This is a genomic window from Ruminococcus sp. HUN007, from assembly GCF_000712055.1.
Classification (GTDB): domain Bacteria; phylum Bacillota; class Clostridia; order Oscillospirales; family Ruminococcaceae; genus HUN007.
In genome coordinates this window covers 811,264-837,304 of the sequence record NZ_JOOA01000002.1, presented here as the reverse complement: position 1 = coordinate 837,304, position 26,041 = coordinate 811,264, and the positions used below count along the sequence as shown (strand labels likewise).

At 38.2% G+C, this 26,041-nt stretch carries 24 protein-coding genes and 1 pseudogene; 17 read left to right on the top strand and 8 right to left on the bottom strand.

From position 1 onward, the window contains the following. Positions 1–215: 215 nt before the first annotated feature. The 11 genes from rplM to CC97_RS07760 all read left to right on the top strand — a co-directional run bounded on the left by rplM (position 216) and on the right by CC97_RS07760 (position 9,171). Positions 216–644 carry a 50S ribosomal protein L13 gene (rplM, locus tag CC97_RS07805; RefSeq protein WP_044974508.1) on the top strand — a complete coding sequence of 143 codons (429 nt, stop codon included), beginning with the start codon at positions 216–218 and terminating at the stop codon, positions 642–644. Positions 645–661: 17 nt separating this feature from the next. Continuing rightward, positions 662–1,063 carry a 30S ribosomal protein S9 gene (rpsI, locus tag CC97_RS07800; protein WP_044974507.1) on the top strand — a complete coding sequence of 134 codons (402 nt, stop codon included), beginning with the start codon at positions 662–664 and terminating at the stop codon, positions 1,061–1,063. A 311-nt stretch (positions 1,064–1,374) separates the two neighbouring features. Continuing rightward, positions 1,375–2,679, top strand: a complete 1,305-nt coding sequence (locus CC97_RS07795; protein WP_044974506.1) for an AAA family ATPase — start codon at positions 1,375–1,377, stop codon at positions 2,677–2,679. Continuing rightward, on the top strand, positions 2,660–3,301 hold the full coding sequence (locus tag CC97_RS07790; RefSeq protein ID WP_044974505.1) for a hypothetical protein: 642 nt from the start codon (positions 2,660–2,662) through the stop codon (positions 3,299–3,301). The genes CC97_RS07795 and CC97_RS07790 overlap by 20 nt, the downstream gene beginning before the upstream one ends. Positions 3,302–3,534: 233 nt before the next feature. Further along, on the top strand, positions 3,535–3,888 hold the full coding sequence (locus CC97_RS18745) for a hypothetical protein (RefSeq protein WP_049962765.1): 354 nt from the start codon (positions 3,535–3,537) through the stop codon (positions 3,886–3,888). Positions 3,889–3,987: 99 nt separating this feature from the next. Further along, positions 3,988–4,260: a transposase domain-containing protein gene (locus CC97_RS07780; RefSeq protein ID WP_156036829.1), complete on the top strand. Its 273-nt coding sequence runs from the start codon at positions 3,988–3,990 to the stop codon at positions 4,258–4,260. Positions 4,261–4,448: 188 nt separating this feature from the next. Beyond that, entirely contained in the window at positions 4,449–5,984 is a 1,536-nt protein-coding gene (locus CC97_RS20950) for a hypothetical protein (protein WP_242848156.1), read from the top strand. Beyond that, a complete protein-coding gene (locus CC97_RS20945) occupies positions 5,935–7,434 on the top strand; it encodes a DEAD/DEAH box helicase family protein (RefSeq protein WP_242848155.1) in 1,500 nt (499 codons plus the stop codon). Before CC97_RS20950 ends, CC97_RS20945 begins: the two co-directional genes overlap by 50 nt. Before the next feature lie 116 nt (positions 7,435–7,550). Next, a complete protein-coding gene (locus CC97_RS07770; protein ID WP_044974504.1) occupies positions 7,551–8,000 on the top strand; it encodes an ATP-binding protein in 450 nt (149 codons plus the stop codon). After that, positions 7,997–8,764, top strand: coding sequence for a tRNA(His) guanylyltransferase Thg1 family protein (locus tag CC97_RS07765; RefSeq protein ID WP_044974503.1), 768 nt, complete (start codon positions 7,997–7,999; stop codon positions 8,762–8,764). The genes CC97_RS07770 and CC97_RS07765 overlap by 4 nt, the downstream gene beginning before the upstream one ends. A 62-nt stretch (positions 8,765–8,826) precedes the next feature. Continuing rightward, positions 8,827–9,171: a hypothetical protein gene (locus CC97_RS07760; RefSeq protein ID WP_044974502.1), complete on the top strand. Its 345-nt coding sequence runs from the start codon at positions 8,827–8,829 to the stop codon at positions 9,169–9,171. 38 nt (positions 9,172–9,209) lie between these two features. On the opposite strand, the pseudogene CC97_RS19570 reads toward CC97_RS07760, so the two are convergent. Next, positions 9,210–9,326, bottom strand: a pseudogene (locus CC97_RS19570) (PDDEXK nuclease domain-containing protein); the annotation flags it as partial. A gap of 281 nt (positions 9,327–9,607) precedes the next feature. Between CC97_RS19570 and CC97_RS07750 the strand changes: the two are divergent. Continuing rightward, entirely contained in the window at positions 9,608–11,056 is a 1,449-nt protein-coding gene (locus CC97_RS07750; RefSeq protein ID WP_044974500.1) for an RNA-binding domain-containing protein, read from the top strand. A gap of 270 nt (positions 11,057–11,326) precedes the next feature. Here the strand turns inward: CC97_RS07750 and CC97_RS07745 are convergent, their stop codons facing one another. The 4 genes from CC97_RS07745 to CC97_RS07735 are packed head-to-tail and all read right to left on the bottom strand — an operon-like array spanning position 11,327 to position 14,010. Then, on the bottom strand, positions 11,327–12,139 hold the full coding sequence (locus tag CC97_RS07745) for an AAA family ATPase (RefSeq protein WP_044974499.1): 813 nt from the start codon (positions 12,137–12,139) through the stop codon (positions 11,327–11,329). After that, positions 12,132–12,872, bottom strand: coding sequence for a Mu transposase C-terminal domain-containing protein (locus tag CC97_RS19565; RefSeq protein WP_197021842.1), 741 nt, complete (start codon positions 12,870–12,872; stop codon positions 12,132–12,134). The genes CC97_RS07745 and CC97_RS19565 overlap by 8 nt, the downstream gene beginning before the upstream one ends. After that, a complete protein-coding gene (locus CC97_RS19560; RefSeq protein ID WP_081850028.1) occupies positions 12,853–13,467 on the bottom strand; it encodes a hypothetical protein in 615 nt (204 codons plus the stop codon). The genes CC97_RS19565 and CC97_RS19560 overlap by 20 nt, the downstream gene beginning before the upstream one ends. Positions 13,468–13,509: 42 nt before the next feature. Next, complete coding sequence (locus CC97_RS07735) at positions 13,510–14,010, bottom strand: DUF6431 domain-containing protein (protein WP_197021841.1); 501 nt, start codon at positions 14,008–14,010, stop codon at positions 13,510–13,512. 445 nt (positions 14,011–14,455) lie between these two features. On the opposite strand from CC97_RS07735, the gene CC97_RS07730 reads away from it, so the two are divergent. The 5 genes from CC97_RS07730 to CC97_RS20080 all read left to right on the top strand — a co-directional run bounded on the left by CC97_RS07730 (position 14,456) and on the right by CC97_RS20080 (position 22,043). Further along, positions 14,456–14,971 (top strand): nitroreductase family protein, encoded by a 516-nt coding sequence (locus tag CC97_RS07730; protein ID WP_044974497.1) that lies wholly within the window; start codon positions 14,456–14,458, stop codon positions 14,969–14,971. A 181-nt stretch (positions 14,972–15,152) separates the two neighbouring features. Next, positions 15,153–16,763, top strand: coding sequence for a transposase (locus CC97_RS07725; protein WP_044974496.1), 1,611 nt, complete (start codon positions 15,153–15,155; stop codon positions 16,761–16,763). A 323-nt stretch (positions 16,764–17,086) separates the two neighbouring features. After that, a complete protein-coding gene (locus CC97_RS18740) occupies positions 17,087–18,316 on the top strand; it encodes a GGDEF domain-containing protein (RefSeq protein WP_049962764.1) in 1,230 nt (409 codons plus the stop codon). A gap of 168 nt (positions 18,317–18,484) precedes the next feature. Beyond that, entirely contained in the window at positions 18,485–20,170 is a 1,686-nt protein-coding gene (locus CC97_RS07715; protein WP_044974495.1) for an AAA family ATPase, read from the top strand. Between the two features lie 52 nt (positions 20,171–20,222). Next, positions 20,223–22,043 (top strand): SEC-C metal-binding domain-containing protein, encoded by a 1,821-nt coding sequence (locus CC97_RS20080; protein WP_044974494.1) that lies wholly within the window; start codon positions 20,223–20,225, stop codon positions 22,041–22,043. A gap of 1,073 nt (positions 22,044–23,116) precedes the next feature. Here CC97_RS20080 and CC97_RS07705 read toward each other — a convergent pair. From CC97_RS07705 to CC97_RS07700, 3 genes are all read right to left on the bottom strand, one after another. Beyond that, on the bottom strand, positions 23,117–24,226 hold the full coding sequence (locus tag CC97_RS07705; RefSeq protein ID WP_347493544.1) for an ATP-binding protein: 1,110 nt from the start codon (positions 24,224–24,226) through the stop codon (positions 23,117–23,119). Then, positions 24,201–24,422: an AAA family ATPase gene (locus CC97_RS21565; RefSeq protein WP_347493543.1), complete on the bottom strand. Its 222-nt coding sequence runs from the start codon at positions 24,420–24,422 to the stop codon at positions 24,201–24,203. The genes CC97_RS07705 and CC97_RS21565 overlap by 26 nt, the downstream gene beginning before the upstream one ends. Positions 24,423–24,681: 259 nt before the next feature. Then, positions 24,682–25,434, bottom strand: coding sequence for a polysaccharide deacetylase family protein (locus CC97_RS07700; RefSeq protein ID WP_156036825.1), 753 nt, complete (start codon positions 25,432–25,434; stop codon positions 24,682–24,684). Positions 25,435–26,041 lie beyond the last annotated feature (607 nt).

Below are 26,041 nucleotides of genomic sequence, written 5' to 3'. Positions count from 1 at the left end.
TGTGCGGATTCAATAAATCGGAATAAATCAGTGAAAATACAGAAAAACAGATTAAAAATCGTGAAAATACGATTGACAAAGCGGGAGAATCAATGTATAATTATTAATGTTGTGTTGCGATAATACTGAATGATTGCCGTTAAAGGCTTCTTGCGATATTTGGTTTATCGGCAATTATTATAATATATCTAAATTAACAGATGGAGGAATCGAATATGTCAACTTATATGGCTAAATCAGGCGAAGTAAATCGTAAGTGGTATATTTTAGACGCAGAAGGCAAGCCGCTCGGTAGAGTTGCTGCTAAGGCTGCACACATTTTAAGAGGTAAGCACAAGCCAACATATACACCACACGTTGACTGTGGCGATCACGTAATCATCATCAACTGTGACAAGGCTATCCTCACAGGTAAGAAGCTCGAACAGAAGAAGTTCTACTGGCACACAGGCTGGATCGGTGGTCTTAAGTCAGAAAGCTATAAGGACCTTATGGCTAACAAGGCTGACAAGGCTATGATGATCGCAGTAAACGGCATGCTCCCTAACAACACACTCGGCAGAGCAGCTTTAACTCGTCTCAGAGTTTACAAGGGTGCTGAACACAAGCAGGCAGCTCAGAAGCCAGAAGCTTACGAATTCTAAGAAAGGAGCAAATTAACATGTACGAATCAAAGGAAAAATACTACTACGGAACAGGCAGAAGAAAGCATTCTGTAGCAAGAGTTAGAGTATACAACGGTACAGGCAAGATCACAATCAACGGCAGAGACATCGACGATTACTTTGGCCTTGAAACACTTAAGCTCATCGTTCGTCAGCCAATGGCTCTCACAGAAACACTTGGCAAGTTCGACATCGTTTGCACAGTTGCAGGCGGCGGCGTAACAGGTCAGGCTGGTGCTATCAGACACGGCCTTTCAAGAGCACTCCTTCTCTTCAACCCTGAACTCAGAGCAACTCTCAAGTCAGCAGGTCTCCTCACACGTGACCCAAGAATGAAGGAAAGAAAGAAGTACGGTCTCAAGGCTGCACGTCGTGCACCACAGTTCTCAAAGAGATAATTTTATCTCTACTGGGAGTATTCAAAATTTCGTATTTACGCTGTTCCGTTCAGTTCGTATTCATTTGAAATATGCTGGATTCTGGACGGTAAACGGCACGTAATAAACAAGAATTTAAGGCATTTGCCCTTCGTGGTAAATGCCTTATTTACTTATTTAATAGTTATTTTTGCTATTATCTTAACTATGTATAATCGAACTAAAATAGTGTATGGCTATTATGGCGCAATTAATCTGATGTATTGACACAATGAGAAATATATAGTAAAATATAATAGCTGAATCTGACTGCGATGAATGGAGTGAATGTTATGGTTTTTAAGATTAAGAATTTCGGGAAAATAACTGAGGCCAATATAAAACTTGACGGCATCACTGTCATTTGTGGTGATAATAATTCTGGAAAGAGTACAGTTGGAAAGGCTTTGTTTTCTTTCTTTAATGCCCTGTACGATTTGAACAATAAAATATCTGAAAATAAATTAAATAAAATAAGAAGTTTTCTATATTCTCAGGCATTTTCATTTACGGGTCATAGTGGTTATTCATTTCGTAATGATGACTCTTTTTCCGATTTTATTGTCAGAGAGAAAATATCCGCAAAAGAATTAAAGAAATATATAGATGATCATATCTTGCTTCCTGGTCATGTTAAACTTACACAGGATAGCCTTGCTCCCTTGGTTGAGGCATTGAATGCACCTATTTCGGAAGTTATTAATGAGTTAGTTTTACGTAATTTCGATAGCGTAATGAATGGGCAGATCAAAAACGATAATTCTACAGGTAAATGTAGTATAAACGCTATTTTTAAAGATGAAAATTCGAGAAAAAATAATTCAAATGAAATCGTATTTTATAAATCCGGGTGCAAATGCGATAATTTAAACGTACTGATACAGCATACCGCTTATTATATTAACAGTCCTTTTGTTCTTGACTGGCTCAATAATCCTGAACGCGTGAATATTATGAGATTTATGAATCTTATGGACAGAAGCACTATTGATGCTATTGTTAAAGCTCAGGCTGATATAAATGCAGATTCTATGTCAAATATACTTGAATCTGTTACAAACAGAGCTGACATGAAAATAGTAGAAGATGTTTTGAATCATGCTTATAGAGGAAATACCAAGATCAGTAACGGTAAATATTTTTATACTGATGAAAACGGTAAAGAGTTTGATTTTAGAAATATTTCAGCTGGTTTAAAATCATTTGCCTTAATCGAAAGAATGCTTAAAACCGGTGTACTGAAAAGGAAAGATGTTCTTATTCTTGACGAACCGGAAATACATCTGCATTCTGAGTGGCAGATTATTTACGCTGAATTGATAGTTATTCTTCAAAAGACATTTGATTTAACAATATTATTAGTAACACATAGTTCTCAATTCTTGGAATCGTTGATTTATTATATGGAAAAGTATGGGGTTGCTGATAAAGGAAACTATTATATTCCTGTTCAAAATGAAAAAGGTGTTACAATATCTGATAGCACCGATAATCTTACAAAGATGAAAAAGAGCCTCAAAAGTGGAATGTATACGCTTGCGAACAAGAAACTCGATGAGTTAACAAGAGGTGATTCTGATGAAGAAGATAACGAATGACTACTTTATCAAGTTTTGTAATGTTGTAAAGCGCTCTTTGATGGATGCTTCTAAGTTTAATGATTGCCTAAGCGACATGATTAGTGCTTCCGAAGACGATTCTAACGGCCATAAGCTTGTGTATACTAATGAAAAATTCAATATGGAAGTTCTTAAGCTTGATGAGTATACAAAAGATTTCAATAAAAAAAGACGTTGTGAATTGGCAGAATTAAAAGATAATCATCAACCATCTGCTGTAGATGCCGTTTGTGTTAATAAGGAAAACGAATGGTTCCTTATCGAGTTTAAAAATGAACCAATCGAACATATTCTAAAATCAACACCCAAGAAAATGCTCAGCAGCTTATGGTTGATAGCTTTTCTATACTCTAAACTTTCTGAAAAAATTGCTGATGAAACAGATATTCTAAAATTTGCAAGAGAACATGTTACATTTATCACAGTAGTTAGTTCTGATAAAAACGTAGAATATGATGAAACAATTGGAGCTACTTGGGAAGAAGACGGTACTTTTTATACGCCTAATAAATTCATTAAATACAAAGGATATTATTTCAAAGATGTATATGTATTGACGGAATTAGGATTGAGCTTTTTCATAGAACACTTTGATAAATAAACAATTTACATAGAAATCCCTGAGAGATTATCTCCCTCAGCGGTTCCTTTATGTCTATATCCTATTAATAACCCTCCAGCAGCTCCTGCACATTAACGTGTGTATAGATTTTCTCAGTCAGCGACATAGCGTAAGCGATCATAATCACCCGACTTCACAGGAGCTAGAAACCATGCTAAAATATCAAAAACGGCTAATAAGTCAGTTTAGATATGCACATGGAGGAAATAGCAATGAAGTCGAAATTAACGAAATACTCTAACGATCTCAAAGCGCAGAAATGGACGGAAATCGTAGTTAACTGCAACGAAAGCGGAATAAGCAAGACAGCGTGTTGCCGGGAGAATAATGTCAGCATAAAGTCATTCTTCTACTGGCAGCATAAGCTTCAGATGAAGATGATAGAATCTTTGCCGACAGCCAAAGCGGCGGAAATAGTTCAGATCAATCTTCACAAAGAAACAATCAGACAGGAACCGGTCACATCAACTGAAGTGATCCGGATCAGGAAAAACGATGTAACTGTCGAGTTTCCGATGACTGAGGCAGTAATAGAATCAGTAATCAGAGGACTGGAGCTATGCTGAGAGAAACCGCCATTCCAAACATATATGTAATCTGTGGATACACGGATATGCGAAAAGGTAAGGCGTGACTGATACAGATAATTCAGGGAACATATGACCTTGTTTGCTGATACAGAGAAAGGCGCAGAAGCAAGTGCCGATGTGTTCAGCATAATTGAAACAGCAAAGATGAACGATCTTGACGTGTTTGGATATCTTAACTTTCTTCTTACCGAGCTTCCGAAGTTAGGCGAAGCTCCTACTGATGAGCAGCTCGCCTGCGTTCTGCCATGGGGCGAAGCGCTTCCTGACTATTGCAGAAATCAGTCGAAAAATAAAATACAGATAAACATGCCCCATGCATTGAATTTTGCGTGGGGCTCTAATCATTAACGTAGGATTATGTATCGCTTACAAAATAAGTACAGGAGTTCTGTCAATAAAAACACCAGTACTTTTTTAGAATTGTTTCTATCATATACATTTTAGCTTCTATTGTCTCTTTGATTATTTATACTGATGTGCTATAATAGCAATATAACAATTGCTTATATCATTTACTTTTGGAGTCGGGAATTATTATGATTCAGAATATAGAGTTTTATCAGAAACAAATAGATTTACTTGAATCGGAAATATCATATTTGAGAGGCATTCTTGACAATGCAGGAATTTCATATAGGAGAAATATTGTTATTAATGATATTTCTGAAGAAAAACTGGATGATTTAAGACAGTCTGAAAAGGCAGCAGATCAAGGCGGACGGATTAAACCGGAGATAATTACTGCAAAGCATGTTTCATATTTCTATTCAATTTTTAAAGGACGAAAAGATGTATACAGCAAGAGAAGCGCACCTAATAAAGATACCGGAAAAGCGGCATATTATACACAGTGCAGGAATTACTGGATAGATGGACTTTGCCCGAGAAAAAGCGGATATAAGATAAAATGCGATGAATGTAAAAATCAGTCTTATCGTGAACTTACTCCACAGATTCTCTATAATCATTTAGTTGGAACTAAGGAAGACTGTTCTGATGTAATAGGGTTATATCCGGTGCATTCAGATGAAACATGTAATTTTCTTGTATTTGATTTTGATAATCATGATGAAGTTAACGATAACAATAACGAATGGATTCGTGAAGTGAACGTAATGCGTGATATCTGTAAAAATAATGATGTTCCTGTTTTGGTTGAACGATCTCGTTCAGGAAAAGGGGCGCATATCTGGCTAATTTTTTCTGAAGCGATTCCGGCAGCAATAGCAAGAAGATTCGGAAGTGCTCTGTTGACAAAGGGGGCTGAATCTGTAAATTTAAAATCATTCAGATATTATGACAGAATGATTCCTGCGCAGGATCATCTTCCGGTGAATATGAAAACCGGGAAAACAGGACTTGGAAATCTTGTTGCATTGCCGCTTCAGGGGATGGCGCTTAAAAACGGAAACAGTGCATTTATAGATGAAAAATGGAATGCTTATGAAAATCAGTGGCAGATACTAAAAAATGTGAAACGAATATCCGGAAGTTTTATAAATGATAAAATAAAAGAATGGGGATCGGATAATGTTTTAGGAATGCTGGCTAATGATATAGATAATAACATAGATTCAGATGCGCCTGGACCATGGGAAAAGCCAAAGTTCACTTTTGACAGTAGTGATGTTTCCGGTAAATTGCATATTATTCTTGCGGATAAAGTATATATAAGCACCAAAAATATTAAGCCTAGACTGCAGAACTTGTTAAGACGTATGGCAGCTTTCAGTAATCCTGAATTTTATAAAAAATCAAGAATGGGATTTTCAGTAAAAGGTATTCCAAGAATTGTTTACTGCGGAAGTGATGAAGGCGGTTATATATGTCTTCCGAGGTCGTTGATTGAATCTGTTAAAAGTAAAGCGGAAGAGGCAAAAGTTGAGTATATTATTAAAGATGAACGCTGTAACGGAAATAATATACGTGTTCAATTTACGGGGGAATTATATCCGGAACAGCAGGATGCCGTAAACTGCATTATGAAATACGAAAATGGTGTTATTGCTGCAACTACAGCTTTTGGAAAAAACAGTAGTTGGCGCCAATATGATTTCAGTAAGAAAAGTTAATACTCTAATTCTTGTACATAATACTGAAATACTAAAGAATTGGACGGAAGACCTGGAAAAGTTTCTTCAGATAAATGAAGAACTACCGGAATATAAAACTAAAACCGGGCGTATTAGAAAACGAAAAAGTGTTATCGGAAAACTATATGCTGGACATAATTCTCTGACAGGTATAGTTGATGTTGCGATGTTTTCTTCAATAGGTCAGAAGGAAGAATTTATTTCTTGGATTCAGAATTATGGAATGGTTATTATGGATGAATGCCACCATGGTGCAGCACAGACTGTTACAGATGTTATAGGAGCAGTTCGTGCTCACTGGGTATATGGATTAACTGCGACGCCAAAGCGAGATGATGGTCAGGAGAAAAAAGTCTATATGCAGTTTGGACCTGTTCGTTACAGATACACTGCCAAAGAAAGGGCTGCGAAGCAGGGAATAAGTCATTTTATATATCCAAGATTTACACGACTGGTTAGCAGTAGCGATTTAAAGATAAATGAGGCATATAAAGCTGTTGTTTCAAGTGAAATCAGAAACAGGCAAATAATAAATGATGTTGAAAAATGTATTTTGAAAGGAAGAACTCCTTTGGTTCTCAGCAAATATAAAGAACATGCTGAATTACTTTACAGTATGCTTGAAGATAAATCAGATCATATATTTCTGCTTCAAGGCGGAGGTCGCAGAAAGGAAAAAGACAGAATACGTGAAGAATTGCGTTCTGTTCCTGAAAACGAAACAGTAATACTTGTAGCAATAGATAAGTACATAGGAGAAGGATTTAATTATCCGAGACTTGATACCATGATGCTTACGATGCCGGTAGCCTGGGAAGGAAATGTTGAACAGTATGCCGGAAGACTGCACAGAGACTATGAATCAAAGAAAAATGTTATTATTTATGATTACGTTGATGTAAATATAAGAGTGCTTGAAAAGATGTATCATAAAAGATTGCGTACATATAAAAAAATAGGCTATGAAATATGCAGCAGCATAATAACAGAAAAGCAGGAAACCAATTCAGTTTATGATATGTCATCGTACTTAAATGTTTATAAGAGAGATTTAACTGAATCAAATTATGAAATCATTATTTCAAGTCCTGGTTTGAATAAAACCACTCTTACAAATTTTCTTAATCTTGTTCGGGAAAAGCAGGAAAACGGAGTAAGAATTACAGTAGTTACGCTGGATGCAGAATCATATCCTGCAGAGCGAGTTGAATCAGCATCAGAACGGATAGGAATACTGAAATTAAGTGGTGTAAATGTAGTTTTGAAAAAATATATGCATGAGCATTTTGCGGTTATAGATAAAGAAATAGTCTGGTATGGAAGTGTGAATCTGCTTTCTTCAGTTAAGGAAGAAGATAATATCATACGAATAAAAAGTAAAGAAATTTCTCAGGAACTTTTAGAGATAACTTTTTCAGAAAATTTGTAAATCATGTTTAAAACATGATTCTCCGGAGCCTGAGTTTGAGATCCTTGGCGGCGATATTACTTTGAAAATAACCACACAGTTCAACGTATTTGATAAACAATCATGGAGGTGTCACTATGCCGGATGCAGTAATTTTCACAGGAATACAGGCCTGCGGTAAGACCAGTTACTATCATAAATATTTTGAAGACTATGCTCACATCAGTCTGGACGTGCTCAATACACGTAACAGGGAAAAACTTATGCTGGAGGAGTGCATTTCATCGGGCAGATCTTTTGTGATCGATAATACTGATCCGACAAGAGCTGACCGGGAAAGATATATTGTTCCGGCTAAGAAGGCGGGTTTTAAGATCATAGGTTATTACTTCCGCTCTTCTATATCAGAATGCATCGAACGTAATGAAAAGCGTGAAGGAAAAGCGAAAGTTCCGAGAACTGCAGTCGCACATACCCATGCAATACTGGAAATGCCGGACTACAGTGAGGGATTTGACGAGCTTTATTATGTATATACGGAAAACGGTAATTTTGTTACAGAAAAATGGAAGGAGGAAAAAACATGAGGTTTAATGAGTTTGATAAAATGATGAGAGTATACGAGGAGTCACTTGACCAGTACATCCTCCCGGATATGTATATTGTTGCGAGACTGGACGGAAGAAGTTTTACTCGTCTTACCAAGGAAATATGTAAGTTTGAAGCGCCTTTTGATGTGCGCTTCCGCGATATGATGACAGGTACGGTAAAGGCACTTATGGAGTCATCCGGATTCCGTATCGTTTACGGCTACAGTGAAAGCGATGAGATATCGCTGCTTTTCCACCCTGAAGACAATGCGTTTGGAAGAAAGGTACGTAAGTTAAACACTACACTTGCCGGTGAAGCAAGTGCGGCATTTTCACTTATGCTTGGCAGAGCTGCAACATTTGACTGCCGCATAGTTCCGCTCCCGAATCTCAAAAGGGTAGAGGATTATTTCGCATGGAGGCAGGAAGACTCACACCGCAATTCACTCAACGCTCACTGCTACTGGCTGCTGAGAAAAGAGGGTATGAACAAGGATGAAGCGACCCGTGAACTGAGTGGTAAAAGTCTTGCATACAAGAACGAACTTCTTTTCCAGCACGGAATAAACTATAACGATCTTCCGGCATGGCAGAAGAGAGGACAGGGCATATATTTCAGAAATGTACAGAAAGAAGGCGTCGATCCGCGTACAAATACAAAGGTGATCACCGAAAGACGTGAACTGTACACAGATCTTGAACTTCCGCTTGGTACAGAGTACAGAAAATTTGTACTGAAATTCCTTGAAGATGAGAAATGAAAACTGATTTCTGATTTTTCAAAATCAAATCATAGTTTGATTAGTAAGGAGTATAATTTTCTATGAGAATCAACGAGTACAATTCACCCGAAGAGTTTATTAGCGAATACACTGGCGTTTGGAATCCATCAGAAGGTCACTGGCTTGGACTCGATTTCAAATATAATGATACGATTTATCGAATGCAAACTGGTCCGATGTATAAGCAGAAAAATACTATACTTCCAGATGGCAGAGAAGCGATGTATGGTATCTACATACAGTCTGATGCGGCCAAAAACAATAATTATGATCTGCTTGGCGAATATGCAGATATGCATGATATGCTGGAAAGCACGGTTATAGGTGGACGCGAATTCAGGGATATCATTATGGATGATTCAACCGAGATTTTAGGAAAAGACTGAAATCAAAGCGTTCGGGAGCATGGTTTACTGAGCTCACCAACAGCGTTTACATAAAAATTGAATTTTCCGGCAGATTTCGGTGTGAACGCTTCAACTTTTAATTCAACAACAACATAACATTTTAGCTTTATATGATAGAAAAGCATATCTATTCTTCGGGTTTTACTTGCTTCAGGGGTTCTCCAACAACTTGTTGGAGTTTTTCAGAATAGAAATTATACCATTTTTCATGCTCCAGAGATTTGTTGTACTGAAGCCTTTGGCGGAAGGAAACACTTATAGCATGAGAAAAAACAAAGGAAGGAGAAAAAGTCTTGAAATTAAACATCAGAGCATCATATGACAGCTTTCGCGAACTAAGGGAAAACAATTCGTATTATATAGATATAACTGATCTTTTTCCTTCGGAAAATAAAAGAGTAAGGAGTTGAAGTAAATGAGAGAAGTTTCTGATATTGTCAATCGATGTATTTCTCACGGTGATGAAGCAGAATGGTTTGAATTTAAGGAAAATCTGAATAAGCCTGATGATATAGGTGAGTATATTGCAGCGTTATCCAATGCAGCGGTTATGGCACATGAACCTTTCGGATACCTGATTTGGGGCATTCATAATGTGACACATGAGTTTACTGATACGAAATTTAATTATAACAAGGACATAAACAATGAGCCTTTCCAGCATTATCTGAGCCGAAATCTGACTCCTGCGATTTATTTCAGATTTTGTGAAGAAGAAATAGAAGGAAAACGTGTGGTTGTTCTCATTATTCCGGCTGCAAGAATTGTTCCTACTGAATATAAGGAAGTTCGATATATAAGAATTGGATCGAGTAAAGAAAATATCAAGAAGCATCCTGACCGTGAAGCAGCTCTTTTCAGTTATCTGAACTATGGTCCGCCAACTTTATTGAATATAGAGTCAAGATATACTGATCTGACATTTGAGCAGTTATTTCTTTACTATGATATGAAAGGTATCAGGTTAAGAGAAGAAACCTTTAAAAAGAATCTTGAACTCCTGACACCTACCGGAAAATACAATATGCTGGCACAACTTCTGTCTGACACTCCTCATATACCTATAAGATTTGCCTTGTTCAATGGTAATGATAAAAGTTCGACTATGTATGCCGTTCGTGATTTCGGTAATATGTGTTTGCTATTGGCTCTTGAAAAGGTTATCGATTATGGTGATACCATAAATGTTCCGCAGGCAGATGAAAGAGACAGGAGAGTTGAGCGGAAAGAAGTACGGCTTTTTAATCAAAATGCGTTTATGGAAGCAGTGATCAATGCCTTTCAGCATAATTTGTGGACAAGTGGTTCAGCCCCTAAATTTCATGCATATAAGGATAGAATAGAGATCACTTCGCTTGGGACTTTACCGTCCAACCAGACAAAAGACGGATTTTTTGCCGGGATTTCTGTTCCGGTCAATGACAAGCTTTCTGAAATATTTCTTCAGCTGCATATAAGTGAGATGTCCGGACGAGGTGTACCGAGAATTGTAGATATTTACGGTAAAGAAGCTTTTGAATTCAGAGATAACGCAATAGTTGTCACAATTCCTTTTGATCGTCTTGACTTGGGTAGTAATACCCAAGATGCTACCCAAGATGCTACCCAAGATGCTACTCAAGATACTACTATAGAAACAAGCAATGAAAATTCTGGTTCGAATATCAGAAATCAAATTGAGAAACAAATACTTGATTACTGTAAAACGGCAAGAAGCACAAGAGAAATTGCTGACTATTTGGGAGTTAAGGAGCGAAAAACTGCTTCAAAATATATTCGAAGCTTGTTAGAGAAAGGTCAACTTTCAATGACATTACCTGAAAAACCGAATAGTAAGTATCAGAAGTATATATCGATAAAATAATAACCTAGAAACCTCTGAGAGATATCTCGTGTTAGCGCCCACCTATCCTGTCATCCAAAAGTGAATGTATTTTGTCAGGGCAGGGACAGTATTTTGTCAACTGAATTGGAAAAACAAACTGACACCCCCAGCACGGAGGTGTCAATTTCAATCTAGAGAGCTATGCTCTCGGCAAAATCCCACATGGCGCTCAGGTCGCTCCCCAGCGTTGCCCTATCCTCCATTGTGGGCAAAAGCCCGTTAATCAAGTTGAACCGCAACATCAGATAATCAGTGACCGGCTCCGGTTACTTCGTTTTCAAGTACAATATCTACAGATTTGCTGTCGATACAGGTCTGTTTCATCTGTGCACCATAGATAAGTGACTGACTGCAGGCACGGTTTACGAGTCGTGGATTTCCGCCTGAAAAAGTAAAAATAGATTTCATTGCATCTTCAGTGAAGACAGGATTTTCCTGTCCGGCATAATGAAGCTGTGATTCAATGTACTGCTTGGTTTCTGAAAAATCCATAGGAGTAAGAAAGCATTCAACATCTACTCTTTCAAGAATGGCTCTGTATGCGGAAAGACGGAGTTTGTCCCAGAGTTCAGTCTGACCCGAAAGTATTAGTGCCATTGGATTTTCGGAATCCATTTTGTAATTCAGAAGAAAGCGGGCCTCTTCAAGCATTTCTTTTGGCAACAGATGTGCTTCGTCAAGAATCACGACCACTTTACGTTTCTGCATATTCCTCATTATTTCAATCTGCTTATGCAAAGCGTTTCTCGCTGCATTGCGATGAAATTCGGATTTGCATCCGAGCTGGTTCAGGAGATAGTTGTAGAAGCTTCGCGGAGTCAGTTTTGAATCAGAAACGTACAGAACCATGTACTCTGATTCAGGAAGTTCATCCTTTAAACGACGAAGTGTACTTGTCTTGCCGGTACCTGGTTCACCAATCAGCAGTGCGAATGACTGTTTCTGTGCAGTGATGATCAGACGACTGAAAACTTCAGTATTCTGATGTGTTCTGTGCAGCTGATCAGATGGAATACCGCGCGTAAACGGTGTATGCTGCATACCATAAAACATTTCAAACATTTTCAGCACCCTCCAATACCTGTGAATACGAAATAATAGCTCGACGTTCCTTTTCCCCGGCGCTCTTTGTAACAGCATCAAGAAGTCTTGAAGAATCCGCTGGGATACTTTCAATTTCAGCACGTTTCGGTTTTTTAGCAACGTGTGTACCTACCTTAGCCGGTTCAGCGTAAAACGGTTCATGATTCTTTGCTTCAATCCTTACACGTGCAATATTCTGAGGATCATAAACAACATCCACCTGCTGTCCGGCATAAAGAACGCCAACATCATAATCTTTACCCATGAAGCTGATACATCCTGACTTGTTAACTTTACGGGTTTCACAGTGCAGGAAAGCAGTTGAGAGTATTGCATCATCCGGATAGCGTAATGGCATGGAATCGCATTTGAATGCCTGTTCCGGGGTTATTCCGAGTGCACTGTGTATTTTACTGTGGTAACATTCAGAGAGCCAGGCGTTAAACAGTCTGTTCAGTTCTTCTATGCTGTCAGGACGGTTCAGGTTTACCTCTTCAATGAACGAGTCAACGGTATGGTTGAAGCGTTCCTGTTTTCCTTTACCCTGAGGATTACGCGGTTTAGCATACAGCAGTTTAATACTCAGAAGACTGCATGCACGCTTCATCCATTGGGTACGATACTGTGAACCGTTGTCGAAGTAGATACGACGGGGAAGTCCAAATTTCTGAATGCCTTTCTTCAGTGTATCCTCAACAATGCTCTGCTCCATATCTCCATAAAAACTCAGCATGAACAATGTAACGTGTTGCATCGTCAATCAGACACGACATGTACGTTGGCTGCGGCTTTCCGTCGATAGTCAGCGTTGGTCCGTATTTCAGGTCTCCCTGCCACAAGTCACAGCGATGAACTCTGGCAAAACGCTGTGAACCGTATCCATGATCCTGATAGGTCTTCATCATCTGAGATGAATAACCCGCCCTTGATAGTGCACGCTGAAGCGTCGTTCGTTTCAGCATGCCAACTTCGACCTTGTTTTCAAGTTCAAGTATCTGGATGATGGTAGGGACGCTTCGTGACGGAACTTCACGGCGCAGACGGATTGCCTCTTCCAGGATCTCCTTAGTGATCACGGTATTCTGTTCCGGTACTTTCCCTTTGGGTTTTAATCCGTCGATTCCATTTCCGTTATACGCATCCACATAGCGCTGGAGTGTTCTTGTTGATACTTCAAACGTATCAGCTAATTCCCGGCGCTTGCCGTAATACTCATCCTGAGACAGAGTGGTATCAAGCAGTGGCGCTATCATGATCACACGCTGTTCAGCTATCTCTTTTGCCAGTTTCTGATTTTTCATGTCCATAGAGGTACCTCCTTGTAGTTGATATCTCTATCATAGTACAGGTCAGACTGAAATGACAGGCGAACTAATGAACTTCCATTCATTGGAATTTACGACTATTCTGACAAAATAGGTGAGCGTGTCAAATGTTGATTCAAAACTGCTTCTGACGACCAGTGCAGGATGCTCAATTTTAAGTCTTCTGACAGTCGCAGAACCAAAATTCAGGAACTTTCTTACCCAGTTTCGGATGCGTATTATCGTGCTGTCATCAACATCATAGTTGTCAAGACCATCATATATTTCAGCTATTATTTCAGTACTGAGATGTTTGTAAGGAGCAACGTAATCCGGAAGCTCGCGGTGATAACGGTCGCATTCCGGGCAGTAGAAAACTCTGAGAGACAGAGTGATTCGCTCTTCGCCGGATACGCGCAGATACCGTCTGCACCTTCCGTGTGACTTCATTGGTTTGCCGCAAATTGGACAAACAGGTGAATTTGTTCCTGTAATTTCGACGATTCCGTCCTTGACTTTTTCACGAAAAAATGATATACTTTTCATTGTTGAGGGACGATAGCTGTGTCATAATTGCGAGTTATGACGATCAAAACAGCTATCGTTTATTCCTTTCTAAAGGTTAATACAATTATTATATCATTTTTATAGATAAAAACACAGACGGCATCATCCCGAAATTCGAATCGGAACGATGCCGTTTTCTATTATTTGTTACCGCGTGCCCGAAGGATGGGTTTATCGCGTTGGTTTTCCCGTGAGCATTCCGTGTCTGGGCCGCAGTTGCAGGACTGACTTTCCAGAATCTTGTACATTTCCCTTGACAGAACTGTTGCCTGCGTGACAAGATACAGTGCCTATTGGACGACATTATGGGTGGTCGGTAACAATCTCGCAGTTGAAAAAAATGATCGATCATAAAGGTGTAATTATGCCGGATGCAGTAATTTTCACAGGAATACAGGTATGAATATAACAGGAGGAAAACACAATGACATTTCTTGAACTTGCAAAGGAAAGATTCTCAGAAAGATATTTTGATTCAAAGCCGGTAGAGGATGAAAAGCTTAAACTCATCCTTGAAGCCGGAAGGCTCGCACCTACGGGATGTAACTATCAGCCGCAGAGGATATATGTTATCAAGAGCGAAGAGGCGAAGAAAAAGGCGATAAGCACAAAAGCTTCACTTTCCGGATGCCCGCTGGTACTTCTTGTTTGCTACGACAGTGATGAAGTATGGCACAATCCTCGTGAAGAAGGATATAACTGCGGAGAGCAGGATGCAAGTTCCGTTGCACTTCACATGATGTTTGAGGCAACAGAACTCGGCGTTCACAGTTTATGGATACGCGGATTCAATTCAGACGATGTAAGAAAAGCCTTTGATCTGCCGGAAAATCATGTTCCTGCAATGATGGTAGCCCTGGGCTATCCGTCTGCAGACAGTCACCCTGCAAAGCTTCATTCAGATAAGAAACCGCTTGAGGATACAGTTATCTACATCTGACCGTTATTTATTTTTTACTTGCGCTTTTGTATAAAACGATGTATAATAACTATGATTCGGGCGTCAAAAGGGTAAGACCTATCTGAGCCAACAAAAGCATCTTGAAAATTTAATATTATTACAACAAATGAAAACGCGAAATATGGTACAATAGAAGTATCAAATTTCGGAGGAAAAAGAAATGTCATTCGTAGCAAACGATTTAAGGAATGAACAAATGTCAATGTTCGATTCCACGCTGAATTTAACAGAAAGAGAACGCAGATTTTTAGAAAAATCATGGGCAAAAGTATTTGCTGAAAAAGTATTTCCTGCAATAGATGAAACACCGTATGCGGTTCTTTACAGCGAAAAAATATCGCGTCCAAATACTCCGGTAAACGTTCTCGTAGGCGCAATATTCATTCAGCAGCTAACAGGACAGTCCGATGATGAATTTCTTGAATCATTGCTGTTTGACATAAGATATCAGTATGCACTTCACACAACATCATTTGATGAACAGCCCCTTAGCGACAGAAGTCTTGGAAGATTTCGTGAAAGATTAGCAATGTATGAAATTGAAACAGGAATAGATCTCATACAAAATACGGAAAAAGAAATAACAGATGTTATGGCGCTTGTTATGGGAATAGATCATCATCTTAAACGTATGGATAGTATGATGATATCTGCAAATGTGAAAAAAATGTCGCGTCTCGAACTGCTTTATACATGTGTTTCAAACCTTGTAAAAGAGATGAAACGCAGTAATGCAGAAGTGCCTTCGGAATACTTGCATTATGCTGATGTAGATGACAGAAATAAAGTAGTATATCATAATCGTAGTGAATCTGTTGATAGCAAGATTGTAACTATTCTTGAAGATGCAAAAATTCTGATGAACCTGTGTGATGAAGATATTGAAGACAGCAGTGCATATAAATTGCTGGTACGCTTTCTCAATGAGCAGACTAACATATATCCTAACGGAATCCGTCAGCTTAAAGATGCAGACGATTCAAGTATGGATTCTTCAATACTTCAGAATCCTGCGGATCCGGAAGCAACATTTCGCCATAAAGCAGGTAAAAATCATATAGGATACGCTGCAAATTTAGTAGAATCATCAAATGAAAACGGTGATACGCTTGTAACTGATTTTCAGTTTGAAGCAAACAATTACAGTGATAAGAAATTCATCAATGATGCAATGGAAAGAATGAATTCTCAGCCGGAAGACGACCGCACAGTAATAGTAGCTGACGGTGCATATACAGCTGATGAAGCATTAGCAAAATCAAAAAACATTGAAATTGTAAACACTAATCTTACTGGTAAAGAAACACCAGATATCAATGCTGATTTTGAATTCAGTGAAGACGGAACACAGATCTTAAAGTGCCCCGGAGGACATGAACCAATAAGCTGCAGCTACAATAAAAAGACAGGGCAGTGCGTAGCATCCTTCGATAAAAAAAAGTGCGAAAACTGTCCACACTTTAATGAATGTAAACCTAACTTGAGAGTAAAGGTTTGTAAGAAAACAGTCTCATTAAAAAGTAAAAACAGAGCTCAGCAGCAGAGAAAACGTTCTACAAAAGAATTTAGTGACTTAACTAAATTCCGAAATGGTGTTGAATCCCTTCCATCCATTCTTCGAAGAAAATATCATGTTGACAAAATACCGGCAAGAGGTATGATTCGAAAGAAACTATTCTTTGGAGCTAAAGTAACTGCTATGAACATCCAGAAGTTTTGCAAATTCATGCAAGGCTCGGCATGCCGCGTCCAAAATGCGGTAATAGCCTGAAAAATGAGTAAGGAAAGCTACTAAATATTGAGATTTACGTTTCGATATATCCATAATTTGTAATAATATTAAATTTTCAAGATTCTATTGGAATTTTGAAAAGTCAAAATCGCTGTTTTGACGCTCTAATCATAACTATATATTTATGTTAATTCTTTGTTTTATTCCGGAAGCAACAGGATATTTCCGGATAAAAAGCGAATCATGCAGTGTCAGAAATTATCTGATCTGTACGTAGATCATCGGGGATAAGAATGATTTACGCTTTGGGCATTATTTCGCTGAAGGATGAATTATATGGGATAACAGGGGGATGAAAGTGCATGTATTACTCAGCAATAGGTATACTCGCAATATTTATTTTACTTATAGAAAATTATGATATTTTTCTGAAACTGGGAAGCTTTGCGAAAAATTCAGAATGGAAAGTGTACCGAAAATTCCTGCTCTCAGTACTGGTGTACTATGTTACAGATGCTTTATGGGGATTCATTGAATACTTAAAGCTGCCGATGCTGCTGTATATTGATACGCTGTTCTATTTTGTAGCCATGGCAGGAGGACTTCTGTTCTGGACGAATTTCGTGGTTACATATATCAATTCAAAAAATAATCTAGGGCGTGCTCTTGTCATTACAGGGCGGATATTCTTTGCCGTGTTTTTAGCAGGTATCCTTGTCAACGCTTTTGTGCCGATACTTTTTGAAGTAGACAGTAACTGCGTTTACGTTGCCAAACCTCTCCGCCACGTTATGCTTGTTCTGCAGATTCTGATGTTTGCGCTTCTGACGATTCATGCTTTTGTTCATATGAGAAGCAACAGCGGCCTTCTCAGATTCCGCTACTGTACAGTTGGATTTTTTGGACTTGTAGTGGGGGTGTTCCTTACAATACAGCTCTGGTTCCCGTATCTTCCACTGTACTCCATAGCATATATGCTGGGCACCTGCCTTCTTCATACATTTGTTATTAACGGTGAAAGAGCCGAGATTACTACCGAACTTGAAAATTCTCTAGAAAGAGAGAAAAAACAGTATCTTGAACTGCTCAGCACACGTGTTCTTGCATACAAAGATACGCTTACCGGAGTAAAGAGCAAGCTTGCGTATGCCGAGTTTGAAGCCAAAAAGAATTCAGATATCAAAAATAGACGAAATCTGGAATTTGCGGTTGCAGTATTTGATGTAAACGGACTTAAGCAGGTAAATGATACCTACGGACATAAAAGAGGCGATCAGTTTATCATGGATGCCTGTGCAGTAATATGCGCTCAGTTCAAGCGAAGCCCGGTGTTCCGTATCGGCGGTGACGAATTTGTTGCCATACTCGAACGTGATGATTTTGATAAAAGAGAAGAACTAACCGAAAGTTTCAACTTTACAATTGAACATCCCGTCGATCCGGATTTTCCGTTAGTTGTTGCACTTGGTATAACTGATTACGAAGACGGCAAAGACCAGAGTTTTCATGACGTTTTCGAGCGCGCCGACAGGCTTATGTATGAGCGTAAACGGGAACTGAAAAGCAAGATGAATTGTTGTGCTTCAGCATAAATAAGATAAAGTTTTATCAGCATATCCAATACGTGTTTTGACGTTAAGGATATGCTGTTTTTTAATACGGTGCTGATAACCTCGTGCTCAGTGCTTTTTCTGTTGCCTGAACAGTCAAAACGTGTTATACTTATAGCATGAGAAAAAACGCAGGAAGGAGCAAAAGTCTTGAAAATAAATATCAGAGCATCATATGACAGTTTCCGTGAATTAAGAGAAAACAGTTCGTATTACATAGATAAAACTGACCTGATAGAAGAATTTCTTATCGATAAATTCGATAAGGCAGTACTGTTTGCACGCCCGAGAAGATTCGGAAAGACACTTACAATGACGATGCTCAGAGATTTTCTTGATATCAGACAGGAAAGCAGGGACATTTTTTGTGGACTGAAAGTTATGGATAATGCATTTCTTGTTGAAAATTACATGAATAAATATCCAGTGGTTTTCATATCGCTGAAGGAAGTCTTTGGAGAAAATTTTAAATCAATATTCAGTTCTTTACGTATTGCTGTTTCGAATCTCTGTGAAGAGAATCGTTTTTTAGTCGAAGAAAACAATACGAATATAAGCGAAACGAGTAAATCATTATTTGCTAACCTCTGGAATCGCAGAGCCGAACAGCCGGATACCGAGCAGGCGCTAGGTCTGCTGTGTCAGATGCTGAGAAGTTATTATAAGCAGAAAGTATTTGTTATAATTGATGAATATGATGTACCGATGGCAAAGGCACTTGGCAGTCCTGAGTATGACAAAGTCCGTGATATGATCGAGCATATGCTTAGCTACGTCTGCAAGACTAACGAGAACGTCAAGGGCGTTATTCTTTCCGGATGCCTTTATACTGTGAAAAACAGTACTTATACAGGTGTGAATAATATCATACCATATACAGTTCTTTCACCTAATTTCGCATCATCTATTGGATTTACCGATGATAACGTAAAGAAGCTTCTTGAAGATGCCGGGTTGTCAGACAGATATGATACTGTTTCAGAATGGTATGACGGATATATCTTCGGACGTGAAAAAATGTACTGTCCTTGGGATGTGCTTCTTTATGTACGATCAGTTCTTGATGGTTCATACAGTGAAATAATGGGACCTGAAAGCTACTGGGTGAATACATCGTATACAACACAGAATCTTATTCATGGCTTTTTAGGAAAAACTTCTGAAGTAAATGAAAAGTTTGAAAAACTGCTTGCCGGTGAGACTGTAAAATGTTTCGTAAATGAACATGTTCCATATCATCTTATTCATGAAAATGGCGATAATCTCTGGTCAGCACTGCTTGAAACCGGGTATCTTTCAAAGGCTACAGAAGAACGAATGAAAGTCATGACTTTAAGAATACCGAACAAAGAAATTAAAGAAGTGTTCCGGCAGGAAGTCTGGAATTACTTTAACACCAAAATAAATAATGAGTTCGTAAATAATCTCATAGATTCGCTTTGGGCAGAGAGTACTGAAAGTGCAAAGGCTTCAATGAATCAGATCCTTGAGGCAACACTTTCGTTCTATCACGAATACCATGAATACAGCTATCATTTGATCCTTGACGGATTCTTTACAGGACTTGGGTACATGGTGGATTCGGAAAGGGAAAGCGGATACGGAAGAACAGACCTGATAATCCGTGATACCGCCAGAAAATGCTGCCTGATTCTTGAGCTTAAGCACGTAAAAGAAGAATCGGAAATGGAAAATGCACTGAAGGAAGCAAAAAGTCAGATTGTTCGTAATAAATATGAAAGCAGACTTGAGTATGAAGGATATACGACAAGACTGCAGTATGGTATGGTGTTCTGGGGTAAAAAGTGTATCATAGGAAAAGTGACAGGCAACTGATTCGAAAATGGAGTATTTTCCTTCGGAAAATTACCGATTGAAAGGATAACGTATGACATTTGCAATTCTAAAGATCATCAGAAAAGGTGAAAAGCCACCTGTATGGCGCAGAATACGGGTACCGATTGAGATAACTTTTGCACAGCTCGCAGTTATTTTAGAAAAAGTCCTTGAAATCAAAGAAACAGATAAATATCAGTTTGATTTTCTGCGTAAATACAGAATGATGGAAATAACTGATGAAACGGTTTATGAAAATTCCTATTACTATACATATCTGAACTCACCGGACACGTTTATAAATAATTATCTGGAATGCAAAAAGAGATTCACATTCAGAATTTCTGGCAATACAGATTTGCCAGAATATACGGTCGATGTTGAAAAATTCGAAGTTTATGAAAGCAAAGATGAAAATCATATCTTTACCCCTCAGATACTCAAATGGACAGTAGTACCAGATGACAGATACTGGGCTCGTGATTCGAAAGATATCAACAGTGAAATGGAAACGGAATTCGGACTAAGCTATGGGGAAAAGGTCTGTTCCACTTTCAGTCAGATAACAGGAAACATAAGATCAGGCAGCGGAATTATTCTGTCAAATGATACTGAAGACATAACAGATAAAAGGAAAGCTTCAGGGTCAGAACTGTTGTATGAAACAGCAAAAACGCTTGAAAAATTCATTAATTCAAAACAACAGAAACAGTCTTCAGGTTATCCATCTATGTCAGAGATACTTTCTCATTTCAGTGATAATTCCTTAAAGTATTATACTGAGGACTTTAAATTTAATTTTGATTTTTCGAACAGAGTAAGCAGTCTGGAGAAATTCTGCAAACTTCTTCTGAAACCAGAAATAATTAAACTTAATCTCACTCTGCTGAAGCCAGAATCATTTGATCTTATAGAAAAATGCATCAATGATCCGGATATCTTTGACAAAACAAATCCTGAAATGTGCAAGCTCGTTGAATTAGGATATTTTTTCATTTCAACTGATAACAAAATATTTCCTTCGAAAGAGTTCAGCGAAATTTATACGAACTATATTTCAGAATCGTATCGTGATTACCATAGTAAAGTATACTGGATACGTAACTGTCTGTTTGCATTCCAATGGTGTTATTCTGTTGCTCCTTTAAAAATCATGTATGGAATGTATTGCACTAATAACAGTTTCACACATGATAAAGATGAGTTCACCGAAATTCTGTCAGATATGACCAGATTGATGTCAACAGGTATTACTATACAGAATGATTATATTATCGCTAACGGTGTTCTTAAAAATAAGACCTATGAAAAAATCATCAAAAAATACAGCGAAATTGAATGGACCATTATTAACGAAAATGAAATCAGAGAACTATTTGAACATTTGTATCCATACAAGTCTGATGCATATAAAATGTTAAGAACGTTTCTGAAAAAAGAGTCAGACTTCGACGATGAGAAAATTGAAGATACGTGCATAAAAATTTATCAGCTTGCTGCGGCAGGTATGGATTCAATTGGAATTATTCCAGTTTATCTATCTGAAATAGGTGTTTTAAAAAACACTAAAAGATATAATAATCTATTCTTACCAATATTGGATAAGATTGTGTTAAACACAAGAATGCCTGAATTTAAAGGACATACACCGGACGAAGCAACTGCCGAATTAACAAAAATGAACAGAGAACTTAAGAAACAAATAATAAGCAACCTTGATAATCTTTATGGAGCTGCTCCTGTAAATCATATGCTTAAAGATCCTTTTCTGACGTTTTCTGGCGAACTGGCAAGTACAGTTAAAACATCCCCTAACAGTCCGTGCCCATGCGGCAGCGGCAAAAAATATAAAAAATGCTGCGGACTAAAGTAAAAACATAAATATCACTTAAATGAACCGTTCGTACTCTCGATCTGAACAAGAGTTTTTCTGAGATTTCAACACAGCTAAAATCCATTGTTGAGGAACATTTTTCTTGAATAGAATGCTGAAACAGATATCCAGATTTATGTGTATTAAAAGAATCTTAACTCACACTTAAAATAAGAATGCTGTTAATAAGCTGAAAAGAAAAAAAACCATCAGTGAAAAGAGCCTTTCCACCGATGGTTATATGCAAGGATACGCCGATGTTAGATTACCGATTTGTGCATCAAAAGTGCAACAAAGTTATTGTAAGATAGAATAAATTATGATATAATAGAAAAGGTTTAAATGCTTTTTAACTAATTAAAATTCCGTATTTGCGTTAGTTACGAGAAGTTGTGAGATATTATGAGAATCATTCAACACGACTCAAAGAGATAATTATTTCTTTACTCAAAGATCGCATTTACGCGGTTTATACAAGTTATTCAGAGCGAGTTGGCCATTATTTGATCAATTCGCTTTTGTTTTGTGAAATACTGTAAAACAGTCTGCAATATACGTGAAGCTGTAGGAACTGCTTATCAGTATTAATAACGGATTTATCATGTTTCAAAAAAATTATATTTCGAATATATAAACCCCTCCTCTGAAAACTGAGGAGGGGTTGCTTGTGTTATGAGTTCCTTTTCTGAAATCTCTCGAATTAAATAGTTTCTGAATAGTTATTTTAATGCGAGTTATGTTCGTTTATCTGATATCTCTTTCCTTTAGTAGCTCTGTTATCAATAAGACATCCTTTTTTTACCATGAGGCACAGGAGCTCTTTTGTACGTGTTTCTTTTAAGCCAAGAACATTTACTAAGTCTGAACTACGATACCATTTTCGAGGTACCATATATGCAAGAATAGTATTCATTTGTTTAACAGAATTTTCTTTGAATATCTTACAGCAAATTAATAAGCCGATAACGTTAGAGTTTGCTCATTGAAAACTTCTGCGAGTTTTAGCGTTAGTTTTCATTTTTTGAGGGACATAAAGAAACGGTTACAGTTTCAAATTCTGTAACCGCATTTTGTTATATTGAATTTTCATCAAGTAAAAACTCACTTATTCCGATATTCAGTACACCGTTATCATCATACCACTTTTTTCGGATATCCCTGCGAACGATGATCTTTGGAAATGAATCGCCTGTTAGTGAAAACGGACGAAGCTCTTGTTCGGTCTTGGTTTCGTCGGGAAGAGCCAGTGCTGATTGGATATATACCTTCTTACCACCCCTGGTTGCTACGAAATCTATCTCTCGCGCAGTTCTTGTGTAGCTGCCGGATGGGTTCTTTTCGTTGGCATAAACCACGCCTACATCTACCGAGAAACCTCTGACGATAAGTTCGTTGTAAATGATATTCTCCATAATGTGGGTCATTTCCTGTTGCCTGAAGCCGATACGCGCGTTTCTCAGCCCGAGGTCTTCGCAGTAATACTTGTATGGGTACTCAAAATATTTGCGTCCCTTAACATCGTAACGCTTGGCTTCACTGAAAAGAAAAGCATCTTCCAAATGTGAGATATATGAGGATATAGTATTCTGTGAAATGTTATCACCAGTTTTTGAACGCAAGGTATCAGCAATTTTCTTTGGATTGGTCAGTGAGCCTACCGACGAACTGAGCAGATCGAGGAGCATACCGAGAATGTCTTCACGCTCGATCTTCTTTCGTTCTATAATATCCTTGATATATACCTCTGTGAACAGGGAGGAGAGGTAGTTTGCTTTTGCTGTATCATCTGGACGCAACAGGACGAGAGGCATACCACCGTAGAATGCGTATTCTTCAAAAGCGTCCTCTTTGTCTCCGCCCACAGCAGAGTAATACTCAGCAAAACTGAGCGGATGAACCTGTATTTCGTCACTGCGACCACGGAATTCAGTCAGAATATCTCTGGAAAGCATCTTTGAGTTGCTGCCTGTTACATACACGTCAAGGTTAGGCAATGAGCGCAGATCGTTCATAGCGTCATAGAAAGTGATCTTCTTGCCATCGGGATTGTATGGGTTCTTTACTTCGTCTGACATCTGTATTTCATCAACGAACAGATAGAATTGTCCGTCATTACCTTCGACTTTGCTGCGAACATATTCTGCCAGCACAAGTGGATCACGGTATTTGATATCCTTTGTCATTGATATCCTTTGTCAGATCGAGTTCTACAGATATGATATTGTCAGCAGGGACGTCTTGTTTCAGCAGATATTTCTTGAATAAGGTGTTCAATAAAAAAGACTTCCCACAGCGACGGATACCGGTTATGACCTTAACTTGACCGTCCCACATAAATCCTATGATCTGACGAAGATATCTGTCTCTTTTGATCTCCATGTTATCACCTCATTGAAAACTTTTGCGAGTTTTGATGTTAGTTTTCATTATTATATCATATAAGAGGAGAGTAATCAATAGAAAAATGGTGGTGCCTTCGGCACAATGGAAAAAAGCTGCACGCGAGGTGCAGCTTTTGTAATATCATTTCAGATTTTCAGACTAATTTTTTTCATTGAAAACTTCTGCGAGTTTTGGCGTTAGTTTTCAATTGCATCACATAAGATGATGAGTGATCAATAGTAAATCGTTCATTATCTTATGCAGCAGTATCAGTGTCCGGTACAATACTGTACATATGATCTTCATCCGGCTCAACATTCTTACATTCAAATAATTCGTTCAACGTAACGAATGTGTACCCTTCCTTCTGCAGTGCCGGGATGATAGTCTTCAGCGCTTTGACTGTCTGCTTATTGCCTTCTGCATCATGCAGTAAAACGATCTGGCCGTCCTTGGCATTTTTGATAACAGCATCTGCACGCTGTTTAGCAGTTACGTCATCCATCCAGTCGTCGCAGCCCTTACCGCAGATAAACGGTATATCAATTGCGCTGTACATATCATCACTGACTGCAATAAAAGGCGGGCGGAAAAAGGATGGATATTCGCCTGTGATTTTGTATACATAGTCATCAACATATTTTATCTCATATTTGATCTCGTCGACAGTCATTTTATCCATGTAGTCGTGGGATTTTGAATGGTTATCGATCTCGCATCCCATATCATGCGCACGCTTTACGGCTTTTGCGCTTTTATCATCAATGTTATCTCCGATAAGGAAAAAACTTGCCTTTACATTATACTCTTCAAGAATATCAAGGACTTCATTGGTTGTCGATGTATTTGGGCCGTCATCAAAAGTAAGAGCGATATACTTTTCATTTGCTTCGTCGGCTGGAGTATTCGCTACAGGTTCGTTCGCTTCTTTTGCTGCACACGATGTTAGACCTGTGAGCATGCATAATGACAGTAATGCTGCGGAGCTTCTCGCAAAAATGTTCTTCATTATATGATTCCTTTCTCAGAGGGCGACTTAAGTAATAATTATAATTCTATTATACACATAAAGTAAAAGAATTCAATGGGTATTCTGGCTAAATAACAGGCAATTCGTTTTATGTGGATTGACATTGATTTAAATAGCGAGTATAATTGTGTTGTATAGATGCATTGATCATAAATGATAATACTGGAGTTGTTGATAATGAGTGAGGTTTAGCATATAAGTGAGATGTCCGGACGAGGTGTACCGAGAATTGTAGATATTTACGGTAAAGAAGCTTGTTAGAGAAAGGTCAACTTTCAATGACATTACCTGAAAAACCGAATAGTAAGTATCAGAAGTATATATCAATAAAATAATAACCTAGGGAAACACTGATTAAATCGGAAATCCGGCGAAGCCGGATTTCCGAAGGTGGGATTTGCGGGGGCTTCGCCCCGGAGCCCCACGCTGATTTATGAATAAATCAGCGTTTCCCTAGAAACCTCTGAGAGATATCTCGCAGTTGAAAAAAAATGATCGATCATAAAGGTGTAATTATGCCGGATGCAGTAATTTTCACAGGAATACAGGTATGAATATAACAGGAGGAAAACACAATGACATTTCT

What these genes read in the sequence shown, in the direction of transcription:
- rplM (WP_044974508.1), top strand. Translation starts at nt 216, where the DNA reads ATGTCAACTTATATGGCTAAATCAGGCGAAGTAAATCGTAAGTGGTAT.
- rpsI (WP_044974507.1), top strand. Translation starts at nt 662, where the DNA reads ATGTACGAATCAAAGGAAAAATACTACTACGGAACAGGCAGAAGAAAG.
- CC97_RS07795 (WP_044974506.1), top strand. Translation starts at nt 1,375, where the DNA reads ATGGTTTTTAAGATTAAGAATTTCGGGAAAATAACTGAGGCCAATATA.
- CC97_RS07790 (WP_044974505.1), top strand. Translation starts at nt 2,660, where the DNA reads ATGAAGAAGATAACGAATGACTACTTTATCAAGTTTTGTAATGTTGTA.
- CC97_RS18745 (WP_049962765.1), top strand. Translation starts at nt 3,535, where the DNA reads ATGAAGTCGAAATTAACGAAATACTCTAACGATCTCAAAGCGCAGAAA.
- CC97_RS20950 (WP_242848156.1), top strand. Translation starts at nt 4,449, where the DNA reads ATGATTCAGAATATAGAGTTTTATCAGAAACAAATAGATTTACTTGAA.
- CC97_RS07770 (WP_044974504.1), top strand. Translation starts at nt 7,551, where the DNA reads ATGCCGGATGCAGTAATTTTCACAGGAATACAGGCCTGCGGTAAGACC.
- CC97_RS07765 (WP_044974503.1), top strand. Translation starts at nt 7,997, where the DNA reads ATGAGGTTTAATGAGTTTGATAAAATGATGAGAGTATACGAGGAGTCA.
- CC97_RS07760 (WP_044974502.1), top strand. Translation starts at nt 8,827, where the DNA reads ATGAGAATCAACGAGTACAATTCACCCGAAGAGTTTATTAGCGAATAC.
- CC97_RS07750 (WP_044974500.1), top strand. Translation starts at nt 9,608, where the DNA reads ATGAGAGAAGTTTCTGATATTGTCAATCGATGTATTTCTCACGGTGAT.
- CC97_RS07745 (WP_044974499.1), bottom strand. Translation starts at nt 12,139, where the DNA reads ATGTTTGAAATGTTTTATGGTATGCAGCATACACCGTTTACGCGCGGT.
- CC97_RS19565 (WP_197021842.1), bottom strand. Translation starts at nt 12,872, where the DNA reads ATGGAGCAGAGCATTGTTGAGGATACACTGAAGAAAGGCATTCAGAAA.
- CC97_RS19560 (WP_081850028.1), bottom strand. Translation starts at nt 13,467, where the DNA reads ATGGACATGAAAAATCAGAAACTGGCAAAAGAGATAGCTGAACAGCGT.
- CC97_RS07735 (WP_197021841.1), bottom strand. Translation starts at nt 14,010, where the DNA reads ATGAAAAGTATATCATTTTTTCGTGAAAAAGTCAAGGACGGAATCGTC.
- CC97_RS07730 (WP_044974497.1), top strand. Translation starts at nt 14,456, where the DNA reads ATGACATTTCTTGAACTTGCAAAGGAAAGATTCTCAGAAAGATATTTT.
- CC97_RS07725 (WP_044974496.1), top strand. Translation starts at nt 15,153, where the DNA reads ATGTCATTCGTAGCAAACGATTTAAGGAATGAACAAATGTCAATGTTC.
- CC97_RS18740 (WP_049962764.1), top strand. Translation starts at nt 17,087, where the DNA reads ATGTATTACTCAGCAATAGGTATACTCGCAATATTTATTTTACTTATA.
- CC97_RS20080 (WP_044974494.1), top strand. Translation starts at nt 20,223, where the DNA reads ATGACATTTGCAATTCTAAAGATCATCAGAAAAGGTGAAAAGCCACCT.
- CC97_RS07705 (WP_347493544.1), bottom strand. Translation starts at nt 24,226, where the DNA reads ATGACAAAGGATATCAAATACCGTGATCCACTTGTGCTGGCAGAATAT.
- CC97_RS21565 (WP_347493543.1), bottom strand. Translation starts at nt 24,422, where the DNA reads ATGGAGATCAAAAGAGACAGATATCTTCGTCAGATCATAGGATTTATG.
- CC97_RS07700 (WP_156036825.1), bottom strand. Translation starts at nt 25,434, where the DNA reads ATGAAGAACATTTTTGCGAGAAGCTCCGCAGCATTACTGTCATTATGC.